Annotated in this window: 12 protein-coding genes; 7 read left to right on the top strand and 5 right to left on the bottom strand. The window is 68.0% G+C overall.

Annotated features, from left to right (window positions below):
- Positions 1-119: 119 nt before the first annotated feature.
- The 3 genes from B2J89_RS15270 to msrA form a co-directional block, all read right to left on the bottom strand.
- Entirely contained in the window at positions 120-2225 is a 2106-nt protein-coding gene (locus B2J89_RS15270) for a TonB-dependent receptor (RefSeq protein ID WP_169169897.1), read from the bottom strand.
- A gap of 169 nt (positions 2226-2394) precedes the next feature.
- Positions 2395-2790 (bottom strand): hypothetical protein, encoded by a 396-nt coding sequence (locus tag B2J89_RS15265; protein WP_240965043.1) that lies wholly within the window; start codon positions 2788-2790, stop codon positions 2395-2397.
- Between the two features lie 21 nt (positions 2791-2811).
- Positions 2812-3351, bottom strand: coding sequence for a peptide-methionine (S)-S-oxide reductase MsrA (gene msrA / locus B2J89_RS15260; protein WP_169169896.1), 540 nt, complete (start codon positions 3349-3351; stop codon positions 2812-2814).
- A gap of 195 nt (positions 3352-3546) precedes the next feature.
- Between msrA and B2J89_RS15255 the strand changes: the two genes are divergently transcribed.
- Genes B2J89_RS15255 through B2J89_RS15225 form a run of 7 tightly spaced genes read left to right on the top strand, consistent with a single transcriptional unit; the run spans position 3547 to position 11832 of the window.
- Positions 3547-4206 carry a hypothetical protein gene (locus tag B2J89_RS15255; protein WP_169169898.1) on the top strand — a complete coding sequence of 220 codons (660 nt, stop codon included), beginning with the start codon at positions 3547-3549 and terminating at the stop codon, positions 4204-4206.
- A gap of 58 nt (positions 4207-4264) precedes the next feature.
- Positions 4265-4948 carry a TetR/AcrR family transcriptional regulator gene (locus B2J89_RS15250; protein ID WP_169169895.1) on the top strand — a complete coding sequence of 228 codons (684 nt, stop codon included), beginning with the start codon at positions 4265-4267 and terminating at the stop codon, positions 4946-4948.
- A gap of 31 nt (positions 4949-4979) precedes the next feature.
- Positions 4980-6146, top strand: a complete 1167-nt coding sequence (locus B2J89_RS15245) for an efflux RND transporter periplasmic adaptor subunit (RefSeq protein ID WP_169169894.1) — start codon at positions 4980-4982, stop codon at positions 6144-6146.
- A gap of 15 nt (positions 6147-6161) precedes the next feature.
- Positions 6162-9347, top strand: a complete 3186-nt coding sequence (locus B2J89_RS15240; protein ID WP_169169893.1) for an efflux RND transporter permease subunit — start codon at positions 6162-6164, stop codon at positions 9345-9347.
- Positions 9348-9372: 25 nt separating this feature from the next.
- Entirely contained in the window at positions 9373-10086 is a 714-nt protein-coding gene (locus B2J89_RS15235; protein ID WP_169169892.1) for a protein-L-isoaspartate O-methyltransferase, read from the top strand.
- 14 nt (positions 10087-10100) lie between these two features.
- Entirely contained in the window at positions 10101-10442 is a 342-nt protein-coding gene (locus tag B2J89_RS15230) for a rhodanese-like domain-containing protein (protein WP_169169891.1), read from the top strand.
- A 55-nt stretch (positions 10443-10497) separates the two neighbouring features.
- Positions 10498-11832 (top strand): TolC family outer membrane protein, encoded by a 1335-nt coding sequence (locus tag B2J89_RS15225; RefSeq protein WP_169169890.1) that lies wholly within the window; start codon positions 10498-10500, stop codon positions 11830-11832.
- Between the two features lie 77 nt (positions 11833-11909).
- Here the strand turns inward: B2J89_RS15225 and B2J89_RS15220 are convergent, their stop codons facing one another.
- Positions 11910-12263: a carboxymuconolactone decarboxylase family protein gene (locus B2J89_RS15220; RefSeq protein ID WP_169169889.1), complete on the bottom strand. Its 354-nt coding sequence runs from the start codon at positions 12261-12263 to the stop codon at positions 11910-11912.
- Positions 12264-12313: 50 nt separating this feature from the next.
- Positions 12314-12793, bottom strand: coding sequence for a carboxymuconolactone decarboxylase family protein (locus B2J89_RS15215; RefSeq protein WP_169169888.1), 480 nt, complete (start codon positions 12791-12793; stop codon positions 12314-12316).
- Between the last annotated feature and the right edge of the window lie 38 nt (positions 12794-12831).

Below are 12831 nucleotides of genomic sequence, written 5' to 3'. Positions count from 1 at the left end.
CTGACCGATCGATCCTGCACCAATGACGACCATCCCCTGGTCCATCGCGATGCCCTCTCTGGAACGCCACCGCGCCACTTTGAGTCAAACGCCGCGGATCTGCAAGCGGCGCACTGCGCTCAAAACGCCGCCTTCATCCCCACCGTGATACTGCGCCCCTTCAGCGGCGCCGCGGCCTTGATGAACGAGGTGTGGGCGTAGGCCAAGCGGTCTGTCAGGTTGTGGGCTTTCAAGTAGATCTGCCATGGCATCCCGGTGCTGAACTGACCGTGGTAATTCACGCCCAGGTGGAGCATGCCGTAGCCGGGCGTGGCCGATTCGAACTCGGCCACGCGGTTCTGGCGGGCGACCTGCAGCCATTCGACCTGGCCCTCCCAGGCGTTCCAGTTGGCGTCGAGCCGCACACCGGCGCGCGTGGGCGGAATGCGCGGCAGCAGGCCGCCGCCCTCGCGCTTGGCGCGCACGGTGTCGCCAAACAGCGTGATGCCCAGCTTGCGCGTGAGGCGCTGGCGCACCTGGCCTTCGATGCCGGTGAAGGTCGCGTCGGCCTGGGAATACTGCAGCAGCTGCAGGCCATCGCGCTCGTCGAGCGTGCGGCCGTAGATGTAGTGGCGGATGCGGTTGCGGAAAACGCTCACGCCCCAGGTGGTGTCGCCACCGGTTTTGCGCAGGCCCAGGTCGATGTTCTGCGAAGTTTCGGTGCGCAGGTCGGCATTGCCGCGTTCGTACGTGCTGGTGGCCATGTGGAGGCCCCGGGCGTACAGCTCTTCGGCCGATGGGGCGCGGCTGGCGCGCGTGAACGAGGCGCCCAGCTGGTAGCCGGGTGTGAACTTCCACACCGCGCCCAGCGATGCGGATGTGCCGTTGTGGCTGCGTTCGATGCCGATGGTCTGGGCCTCTGCCGTTTGCCAGTCGTGGCGCAGCGCGCCTTCAAAGCGCCAGTCGCCCAGGCGGTATTCCTCCAGCACGAACAGGCCGGTCTTGCGCGTGACAGTGGGCTGCACATAGGCCTCTTCGCCCTCGGCGCTGAACTTGCGCTGCGACGCCTGCAGGCCGATCACGCCCTTGAAACCGGCCAGTGGCGAGTGCTGCAGCTCGATGCGCGTGTCATAGGCCTTGTTCTTGAAGGTGGTGCTGACGGCCCCCCCTTCGACTTCGTCGTGCACATAGTCGGTCACGCCGGCGCGCAGGCGCAGCGCCGAGAAGCCGACAAACGGGTTGCGCAGCTCGCCGCGGACGTCCAAGCGCTCGCTGCGCAGGTCGACCACCGGCAGGTCGCTGCTCTGGCCTCCGCTGCCATGGTCATGGCCGTCGTCTACCCCGGCATGCGTGCCGCAGTGCAGGTGGTCGTCATGCGCGTGGCAGCCTTCGAAGCTGTGGTTGTGCCCCGACAGGCCGTAACGAGCTGTATGGCGCGTATAGGCCGCGCCCAGGTAGCCCTGCTCGCCCACCCAGGACAGGCCCACGCTGCCGGTGTCGGTGCGGTTGAAGCTGCCCGGCACCTTGCGGGCCGGCTCGCCCCCGGCTGCCCAGCCCTTGCCCACGCGGTAGTCGCCCGCATCGCGCGCCACGCCTTCCACGTGCACGGCCAGGTGGCCGGCGCCGCCAGTCAGCGAGAAGGCACCGGCGCCCTCTCCTGCGCCGCTGTTGGCGCGCAGCTCGGCACTGCCCTCATAGCCCTTTTGCGGGATGACCGTGGGCACCTTGCCGTCGAGCACGTTGACCACGCCGCCCACGGCACCGTTGCCGTAGACCAGGGCCGAGGGGCCGCGCAGCACCTCGATCTGCGTGGCCAGCAGCGGTTCGGAGACCACCGCGTGGTCGGGGCTGAGGGTGGAGGCGTCGTGCAGCTCGGCGCCATCGCTGAGCACCTTGACGCGCGGGCCATCCATGCCGCGGATGATGGGGCGGCTCGCGCCCGCGCCGAAGTGGCTGCTGGTGATGCCGGGCTCGCTGCCCAGCGTTTCGCCCAGCGTGGCCTCGCGGCGGCGCACGAGTTCGTCGCCTTCGAGCACGGTGACGGGCGTGGTCATCTCGCTGGCGCCCAGTTGCAGGCCGCTGGCCGAGACGGTCACTTCTGCCAACGGGGCGGCCTCTGCTAGCACCTGGGCGTGGCCCGCGGAGGCCAGCATCAGCGCCACGGCCAATGCCAGCGGCTGCGGCGCCGGTGCGGCGACAGGAAGGTGGCGCTCAGGGCGGGAAAAACGGTGCGGGATCAATCTCATGGTGTCAATTCAACAGAGTTGTGCGGGCCGCGCGCACGCAGCCAGCCACTCCATGCAGCGCATGGAATATCAATAAAAAGCGGCCCAAACGCTTGCTGGACAAACGCTGGCAGCTATGAAAAAAGGAATGTGGGGCGTTACCGGCCAGGCGGCCGGTGCCCTCGCGCGGCTAGGTACGCGGTGGTGCGCGCGCGTGGAATGCCGCGATGCGCCGCGCGCGCGGGTGCGGCTGCGGGCCTGCGCTGGACAAGGCCTCAGGCAAGGCGTGCGCCGGCGCGGGCGCGGCGCTGTGCGGCCAGTCGCCCAGCGTGAGCTGGTCGAGCAGCTGGCACTCGGCCGGGCTGTGGCCACCGAACAGGGCCGACACAATCGAGGTCGGCTGCTCCCCTGCGGCGTGCACAGCGGCGGCGGACGACGGACCCACAGCCCGCATGTGCGCGCCATGCAGCGCACGGTGCATCTGGCCGAGCGTGGGCGCCAGCAACAGGGCCAGCAGCAGGCACCACAGCCAGCGGGTGTGCCGCCTGCTGGCCGGCGCGGTCTGGAGGGATTTCAGCGAGGGCAAAAGATCGGGGTGCAGGAGCGCTCAGTCGGGCTTGAGGAAGCACGCGAAGGTCTTGCGGAATTTCTCGACCTTGGGGCCGACCACGAAGGCGCAATAGCCCGCGCTCGGGTTCTTGGCGTAATAGTCTTGGTGGTAGCCCTCGGCCGGCCAGTAGTTGGTCTCGGGCAGCACCTCGGTGGTGAGAGGCGCGCCAAACACCCGGTCTTCGGTCAGTTGGCGCACCAGTTCGTCGGCCACCTGCTTTTGCTCCGGCGTCGAATAGTAGATGCCGCTGCGGTATTGCGTCCCCACGTCGTTGCCCTGGCGGTTGAGCGTGGTCGGGTCGTGTGTGGCAAAAAAGATCTCAAGAATCTCCCGCACGCTGATCACGGCGGGGTCGTACGCCAGGCGCACCACCTCGTTGTGGCCAGTGGTGCCGCTGCAGACCTGCTCGTAGCTCGGCTGCGCCACATGGCCGTTGCTGTAGCCGCTTTGCACGCTGGCGATGCCCCGCACGCGGGTAAAGACTGCGTCGGTGCACCAGAAGCAGCCGCCGCCCAGGGTGATGGTTTGCAAGGTCATGGGGTAGTCTCTCTGCCGTCGCGTCGTGGGGCACCATTATCGCCTCCGTCCCCGCGGCAAGGCACCGCACTTGGGGTAGAGTGCCGCTCAATTTTGACCGCAGCGCCGTGCTGCAGAAAGATTGCCATGCGCCCTGTTCACCTTCCGGCCCGCCGCCGGACATGGGTCTGTACGCCCGCCGCCGCCTGGTTGGCGATGGGCCTGTGCGCCCCGGTCGCGCATGCGGCGCGGCCCATGATCACCGACGACGCCCGCATCGTCGATGCCAAGGCCTGCCAGGTCGAGAGCTGGGCCCGCAAGAACCATGGCGGCACCGAGTTCTGGGCCGTACCGGCGTGCAATTTCACCGGCAACCTAGAGCTGACGCTGGGCGGCGGCCGCCTGCGCGACGATGGCAATCCGTCCACCACCGACACCGTGCTGCAGGGCAAGACGGTCCTCAAGCCGCTGCAGACCAACGGCTGGGGCATTGGCCTGGCCGCGGGCACGGTACGCCATTCGCTGGCGGCAGAGGGCCGCGACTGGTATGCCTACGTGCCCGCCAGCTTCTCGTTCAAGGACGACCGCGTCGTGCTGCACGCCAACCTGGGCTGGATGCGCGAACACGCCACGCAGCGCAACCACGTGACCTGGGGCCTGGGCTCGGAGACGCAGCTGAGCGAGCGCACCTGGCTGATCGCCGAAACCTTCAGCCAGAACCAGGGCCGGCCCTATTACCAGCTGGGCCTGCGGCACTGGATCGTGCCGGGCCATGTCCAGGTCGACACCACCTTTGGCAACCGCTTTGGCAGCCGCTCGGACACGCAGTGGATCTCCATCGGCCTGCGCCTGCTGTCCGCGCCTTTCCTGCCATAACCGCACATTGACCTCGTGGGGACGGCTTGTTATATTTACTAACCAGTCAGTCATTAACATGTCCTCGCCCTCCCTTCCCCACCCCAGCGCGGCAGAACTTCCCAAGCGGGAGCGCCGCAAAGAAGCCCGCCCCGGCGAACTGCTCGACGCCGCGCTCGACCTGTTCGTCGAAAAGGGCTATGCCGCCACCAAGGTCGACGAGGTCGCCGCGCGCGCCGGCGTCTCCAAAGGCACCCTCTTCCTGTACTTCGCGAGCAAGGAAGAGCTGTTCAAGGCCGTGGTGCGTGAGAACATAGCCGGGCGGTTTCAACTCTGGAACGAAGAGTTCGAGCGCTTCGAGGGCAGCACGGCCGACATGCTGCGCTACTGCTACAGCTCATGGTGGGAGCACGTGGGCAGCACCCGCGCCTCCGGCATTACCAAGCTCATGCTCAGCGAGGCGGGCAACTTTCCCGAGATCGCACAGTTCTACCAGCAGGAAGTGGCCGACCCCGGCCAGCAACTGATCCGCCGCATGCTGCAGCGCGGCGTGGAGTGCGGCGAGTTCCGCGCCTGCGATATCGATTGCGCGGTCTATGCGGTGCTTGCCCCGCTGATTTTCCTCACGCTGTGCAAACACACGATGGCCACGTGCGTGCCCGAAGCATTCCGCACGGCGCCGCAGGGCTTCCTCGACATCCAGCTCGACATCCTGCTCCAGGGGCTTTGCGCCCCTGCCGGCACGCCTATCGCTACGCGCTGACCCCTCCATCGCTCTCGTCCTTTCGCCGTCTATGACCTCCAAGAAACGTTGGATTCCGTGGCTTGTCGCAGCCCTTGTGGTGTGCCTCGTCGGCGCAGGCGTGCTGCGCGCGGTGCTGGCGCGCCAGGCGCAGCAAAGGTCCTTGGCGGTGGCATCCGCGCCCGCAGCCGCCGTCGCGATGGAGATTGCGCCGGGCGAAATCTGGACCGTGCGCCGGCAAAACCTGGTGCTGGGCGTGCCCGTGTCGGGCACGCTGCGCGCCGTGCAGTCGGCCACCATCAAGGCGCGCGTGGCAGGCGAGTTGCAGGGCCTGACGCTGCGCGAGGGCGACAGCGTGCGTGCGGGCCAGGAGGTGGCGCGCATCGAAGCGGTCGAGATGCAAGCGCGCCTGCGCCAGGCGCAGCAGCAGGCCGATGCCGCGCGCGCGCAGGTGGACATCGGCCAGCGCCAGTTCGACAACAACCGCGCCCTGGTGGACCAGGGCTTCATTTCCCGCACCGCGCTCGACACATCGCAGGCCAGCCTGCAGGCGGCGCAGTCCTCGTACCAGGCGGCGCTGGCCGCGGCCGAGGTGGCACGCAAGTCGCTGACCGACACGGTGCTGCGCAGCCCCATCAGCGGCCAGGTGGCGCAGCGTCTGGCGCAGAACGGCGAACGCGTCGCGGTCGAGGCCCGCATCCTAGAGGTGGTCGACCTCTCGGCCATGGAGGTCGAAGCGCTGCTGGCGCCGGCCGACGCGCTGGCCGTGCGCGTGGGCCAGGCGGCCCGCCTGCAGATCGAAGGGCATGGCGGCCCCGTCAGCGCCACGGTTGCGCGCATCAACCCCAGCGCCCAGGCCGGCAGCCGCACGGTGCCGGTGTACCTGGCGGTGGAAGGCGTCCAGGTCGACGCCGTGCTGCGCCAGGGCCTGTTTGTGCAGGGCACGCTCGACACCGGCGCCGCCGACCTGCTCGCCGTGCCGCTGGACGCCGTGCGCACCGACAAGCCGGCGCCCTACGTGCAGGTGGCCGACAACGGCCGCGTGGCGCACCGCAACGTGCGCACCGGGGCGCGCAGCCAGGCCGATGGCCAGGCCCTCGTAGCCGTTGAGGGACTGCCCGAGGGTGCCCAGGTGCTGGCCGGCCGGGTCGGGCCGCTGCCCGAAGGCACGGCGCTGCGGCTGCCGCCCGCCAGTTCCGCACCGCCCGCCAACCCCTGAGCGCCCGCCCCCGCCATGTGGTTTACCCAAGTCAGCCTGAAAAACCCGGTGTTCGCCACCATGGTCATGCTCGCCTTCGTGGTGCTGGGCGTGTTTTCGTACCAGCGGCTCAAGGTCGACCAGTTCCCCGACATTGATTTCCCCATCGTCGTCGTTGCCGCCGACTACCCGGGCGCCTCGCCCGAGATCGTAGAGAGCGAGGTCACCAAGAAGATCGAAGAAGCCGTCAACTCGATCGCCGGCATCAACGCCCTGACCTCGCGCAGCTACGAGGGCAGCGCCCTGGTCATCATCGAGTTCCAGCTGCACATCGACGGGCGCAAAGCCGCCGAGGACGTGCGCGAGAAAGTGGCCAGCGTGCGCCCCAACCTGCGCACCGAGGTCAAGGAGCCGCGCGTGCTGCGTTTCGACCCGGCCAGCCGCGCCGTCTGGTCGCTGGCCGTGCTGCCCGATGGGACGGCGGGCACGCAGCGCAGCGCGGTCGAGCTCAGCAGCTGGGCCGAGCAGACGCTCAAGAAACGCCTCGAGAACGTGCGCGGCGTGGGCGCCGTGAACCTGGTGGGGGCCACCGCGCGAGAGATCAACATCTACCTCGACCCGCAGGCGCTGGAAGCGTTCGGCATCACGCCCGACCAGGTGGCGCAGGCGGTGCGCAACGAAAACCAGGACCTGCCTCTGGGCGCCATCCGCTCGCTGGCGCAGGAACGCGTGGTGCAGATCGACGCGCGCCTGCGGCGCCCGGACGACTTCGGCCGCATCATCGTGGCGCGCAAGAACGGCGCGCCCGTGCGCGTCGAGCAACTGGCGCGCGTGCAGGACGGCGCGCAAGAGGTCGAGAGCCTGGCGCTCTACAACGGCCAGCGCACGCTGCTGCTGTCGGTGCAGAAGGCGCAGGGCGAGAACACCATCGAGGTGGTCGATGGCCTGAACCAAGCCGTGGCCGCGCTGCGCGCCGAACTGCCCTCGGGCGTGCGTCTGGAGGCCATCGGCGACAGCGCCCGCCCGATCCGCGTGGCGGTGGAAAACGTGCGCCAGACGTTGATCGAAGGCGCGCTGCTCACGGTGCTGATTGTGTTCCTGTTCCTGAACTCGTGGCGCTCCACGGTCATCACGGGGCTGACGCTACCGATCTCCATCATCGGCACGTTCCTGTTCATGAACCTGTTCGGCTTCACGATCAACATGATCACGCTGATGGCGCTGTCGCTCTGCGTGGGTCTGTTGATCGACGACGCCATCGTGGTGCGCGAGAACATCGTGCGCCATGTGCAGATGGGCAAAGGCAACTACCAGGCGGCCATGGAGGGCACGCAAGAAATCGGCCTGGCGGTGCTGGCGACCACGCTGTCCATCGTGGCGGTGTTCCTGCCCATCGGTTTCATGGGCGGCATCATCGGCAAGTTCTTCCACGAGTTCGGCATCACCATCGTCGCTGCGGTGCTGATCTCGATGTTCGTCAGCTTCACGCTCGACCCCATGCTCTCGAGCATCTGGCACGACCCGAGCATCCACCAGCACGGGCAGGCGGCGCGGCCCGCCACGTTCTACGACAAGACCATGGGCCGCGTCACGGGCTGGTTCGACCGCACCACCGAATCGCTGGCCGAGGGCTACCAGCGCATCCTGCGCTGGGCGCTGGCGCACAAGCTCACCACGCTGGCCGTGGCACTGGCGATCTTCGTGAGCAGCGTCTTCATGGTGCCGCTGCTGGGCACCGAATTCGTGCCCAAGGCCGATTTTTCCGAAACCACGATCAATTTCTACACCCCGGTGGGCTCGTCGATCGAAGCCACCGAGGCCAAGGCGCGGCAGGTCGAGGCGTTGGTGCGCGCCCTGCCCGAGGTGCGCTACACGCTCGCGACCCTCAACACCGGCAGCGCGCAGGGCAAGATCTCCGCCAGCATCTACGTGCGCCTGGTCGACCGCCGTGCGCGCAGCCGCAGCGTGGACGAGATGTCTGGCGTGCTGCGCGAGCGCCTGCGCCAGATCCCGGGCATCACCGTCACACACGTCGGCCTGCTCGACCCCGTGGGCGGGCAAAAGCAGATCGAGTTCTCGCTGCAGGGCCCCGACCTGCAGGAGCTCGCGCGCCTGACCCGCACGGTCACCGCCAAGCTCCAGGCGATTCCCGGCCTGGTCGACCTCGACTCGAGCCTCAAGGACGACAAGCCCGTCGTCGCCGTCGAGGTGCGCCGCGACGCCGCGTCCGACCTGGGCCTGTCGGTGGCGCAGATGGCCAACGCGCTGCGCATCCTCGTGGCCGGGCAGACCGTGGGCAACTGGCGCGCGCCCGACGACCAGACCTACGACGTGAACGTGCGCCTGGCGCCCGAGGTGCGCAGCACGCCGCAAGACCTTGAGCGCCTGCCCTTTGCCCTCACCATGGCCGATGGCGCCAGCCGCATCGTGCGGCTGAGCCAGGTGGCCAGCGTGCGCGAGACCACGGGCCCCAACCAGATCAACCGGCGCGACCTCACGCGCGAGGTGGCCATCAACGCCAATGCCTACCACCGGTCCACGGGCGACATCTCGAACGACATCAAAAAAGCGCTCGACACCGTGGCCTTCCCGCCCGGCTACCGCTACCAGTTCGGCGGCTCGACCAAGAACATGGCCGAGGCCTTCGGCTACGCCCTCTCGGCCCTGGTGCTGGCCATCGTGTTCATCTACATGATCCTGGCGAGCCAGTTCAAGAGCTTCCTGCAGCCCCTGGCGCTGATGACGGCGCTGCCGCTGACGCTGATTGGCGTGGTGCTGGCACTCCTGATGTTCGGCTCGGCGCTGTCCATGTTCTCGGTCATCGGCGTGGTCATGCTCATGGGCCTGGTCACCAAGAACGCCATCTTGCTGGTCGACTTTGCCATCCGCGCGCGCGCGGACCACGTGGGCGACGATGGGCAGCCGGTGGCGGGCCTGGCGCGCAACGAAGCCCTGCTGCTGGCCGCGCGCGTGCGCCTGCGGCCCATCCTCATGACCACGCTGGCAATGATCTTTGGCATGGTGCCGCTGGCCTTTGCACTCAGCGAAGGTTCGGAGCAGCGCGCTCCCATGGGCCAGGCCGTGATTGGCGGCGTCATTACGTCGTCGCTGCTCACGCTCGTGGTCGTGCCCGTCGTGTACTGCTACATGGACGACCTGGCGCGCTGGGCGCGCCGCCGCCTGGGCGGCGCGGCCCATCCTAGAATCAAGGGTTTGTCCTGACCCGCCCGCTTTCCGGAGATTTCCCATGACCTTGCCCCTGAACTCGTCGTTTTTGTACCCCCACGATCCCATCTCGCAGGCCCGCTACAACATGATCGAGCAGCAGATCCGGCCCTGGAATGTGTACGACGCCGACGTGCTTTCGCTGCTGGCCCATGTGCGCCGCGAAGACTTCGTGCCCGCGGCCTACCGCAGCTTGGCCTTCATGGACATGGAAATCCCGCTGCGTGGCGAACCCGAAGAGGCGCTGCGCGGCGGCCAATGCATGCTCTCGCCCAAGGTCGAGGCGCGCCTGCTGAACGACCTGAAGGTGCAAAAACATGAGCGCGTGCTCGAGATCGGCGCTGGCTCGGGCTTCATGGCCGCGCTGCTGGCGCACTGCGCCGACCAGGTCGTATCGCTCGAAATCGTGCCCGAGCTGGCCGACATGGCACGCGAGAACCTGCAGCGCGCCGGCATCGCCAATGCCGCTGTGCGCCTGGGCGACGGTGCGCGCGACGCCGTGCCTGACGGTCCCTTCGACGTGATCGTGCTCAGCGGCTCGGTGGCTGCCGTGCCGCCCGAACTGCTGGCCCTGCTGCGCGACGGCGGCCGCCTGGCCGCGATCGTCGGGCAAGAGCCCGTGATGCGCGCCACCTTCGTGCGCCGCAGCGGCGAGCGCTTTGAAACCACGCGGCCCTGGGACACCAACGCAGCGCGCCTGGTGCATTTCCCCGAGCCCTCGAGCTTCAAGTTCTGAGACAGGCAGCACCCATGATTGCCCATATCCGCCCGACCCAGCTGCAAGACTGGCTGGCCGATGCCGAGCCCGACACGCTGCCCCTGCTGCTCGATGTGCGCGAGCCCTGGGAGCTGCAAACCGCCAGCGTGCGCTGCGCCGGCCTGGAGGTCCTCGCCATTCCCATGGGCAGCATTGCCCAGCAGCTCGCCACGCTCGACCCGCAGCGCCCGGTCGCCTGTCTGTGCCACCACGGCGCGCGCAGCCTGCGCGTGGCGGCGTTTCTGGAACACAACGGTTTTGACCGGGTGGCCAACATCACCGGCGGCATCGACGCGTGGTCGCGCGAGCTCGATCCCTCGGTTCCGCTGTACTGAGCCGCATCCTTTTCTTGCCTTCCCTTTGCGCAGCTTTCCCCCCAAGGACACCTCCATGCACCTGCTCCGGCACCTTCCACTGACCCTGGCGCTGGGCGCTGCTCTTGCTGCCCCCGCCCAGGCCCAAAGCCTCCTGCAGCTGCTGGAGTCGGCGCGCGGCTACGACGCGCCGTGGCAGTCGGCCAAGGCGCAGCTCGATGCGTCGGTGAGCCGCGCCGCGCAGGCGCGCGCCGGCCTGCTGCCCAGTGCCGCACTGTCCGCCGGTGTGACGCGCGCCCAGACCGAGATCAATCCGCGCGCCATGAGCTTGGGGATGACCACGCAGAATGCCGGCATCAACGCCACGCAGCCGCTGTACCGGCCCGCCAACCGCATCACACTGCAGCAGGGCCTGCGCGGCATCGACGTGGCGCAGGCGCAGCTCGACGCCGTCACGCAAGACCTGCTGGTGCGCGTGAGCCAGGGCTACTTCGATGTGCTGGCGGCGCAAGACACGCTCACGTTCGTGCAGGCGCAAAAGGCCGCCGTGTCCGAACAGTTGGCCGCCGCCAAGCGCAACTTCGAGGTGGGCACGTCGACCATCACCGACACGCGCGAGGCCCAGGCGCGCTATGACCTCGTCATCGCCCAGGAAATCGCGGCCGAGAACGACCTGCGCGTGAAGAAGCTCGCTCTCGACCAACTGGTAGGCCAGAGCGGCACCGCGCCGCTGCCCCTGGCACAGCCGCTGCCCCTGCCTGCTCTGCAGCCCAGCGACGTGGGCACCTGGGTGCAGCAGGCAGTGGACGCCCAGCCGCTGGTGCGCCAGGCCGCCATTGCGCTCGACGTCGCGCGCCTCGAAACGAAGAAAGCCGAAACCGGCCACCTGCCCACCGTGGACCTGCAGGCCGGCTATAACGTGCAGCGCACGCCCAATGGCACGCTCACCCTGCCCGGCGTCAACAGCCGAACCAACAGCACCAGCGTTGGCGTTGCGCTGAACCTTCCGCTGTTTGCCGGCTTTGCAGTGCAAAACCGCGTCAAGGAAACGCTGGCGCTCGAAGAAAAGGCCCGCGCCGATCTGGAAGACCTGCGCCGCACCGTCGCGCAGAACACCCGCGCCGCGTTCTTCGGTGTGCAGTCGGGCGAGAGCCAGGTCAAAGCGCTGGAAGCGGCCGAACAGTCCAGCCAAAGCGCGCTGGACGCCAACAAGCTGGGCTACCAGGTCGGCGTGCGCATCAACATCGACGTGCTCAACGCGCAAAGCCAGCTCTACCAGACCAAGCGCGACCTGGCGCAGGCGCGCTACAACGTGCTGCTGGGCACGCTCAAGCTGCGCCAGTCGGCCGGCATCTTGCAGGAAGGCGACCTGCAGGCCATCGAGGCACTTTTGGTCAAAAACACGCCGTAACGCTTACCCAGCATGCCCCACAAGCTATTGAATCAATAGCGCGTGGCCCTTTTGCTGTGCACTGGCCGTGGTGCCGCTCAGCCGGCGGGCGCAGGCTGCGGGTGGGCATGCAGCAACGTATCGATGGCCAACGCCGAGTGGGCATAGGCCGCACCAGCGCGCATTTCGGCAGCCACCCAGATCGCTTCCATGATTTCCTGCTCGGTGGCGCCCGCCTTCAGCGCCGCCTGCGTGTGGCCGCGAATGCAGTACGGGCACTGGGTGACATGGGCCACCGCCACGGCAATCAACTGCTTGGCCTTGCCCGGCAGCGCGCCGTCGGCGAACACGCTGGCGCTGAAGGCCTGGAAGGCGGCGAGCGGCTGGGGCGCCAACTCGCGGCGCTTGCGCGCCACTTCCGCGCCGGCATGGGGATAGAGAGGTTCGTCCATTGGAAGACTCCTTGCAGGGGGAAAAACGGAACGGTCGCGCACCCAGCGGCTCAATGCCGTGCACCGCTGGCGTGCTCGCCACGCGGCCGGTAGCTTCCGGCCTGCACGCCAAACGGCACGGCCAGCCGGTTCCAGCCGTTGATGGCAACGATGGCGAGCGTCAGGTCCACCAGGGCTTTTTCCTCAAACTGGCTGCGCACTTCGTCGTATACGGCATCCGGAACGCCGTGTCCGGCCAGCTGCGTCACGGCCTCGGCCCAAGCCAGCGCAGCGCGCTCGCGTTCCGAATACAAGCCCGTTTCGCGCCATGCCGCCAGCAGGTACAGGCGCTGCTCCGTCTCGCCGGCGGCGCGCGCGTCCTGGGTGTGCATATCCAGGCAATACGCACAGCCGTTGATCTGCGAGACGCGCGTCTTCACCAGCTCCAGTAGTGCCGGCTCCAGCCCCGACTGGCGCACATATTTCTCCAATCCGAGCATGGCTTGGAAGGCACCGGGCGCGGCTTTTTGGTAGTTGATTCGTTGTTTCATCGGGATCTCCTGAAAACTGTCTGCGGCGTGGCGCCCTT

It is taken from the genome of Acidovorax sp. SRB_24 (assembly GCF_012931925.1).
Note: the sequence above shows the minus strand (reverse complement) of the source record. Positions and strands in the feature narration are given on the sequence as shown.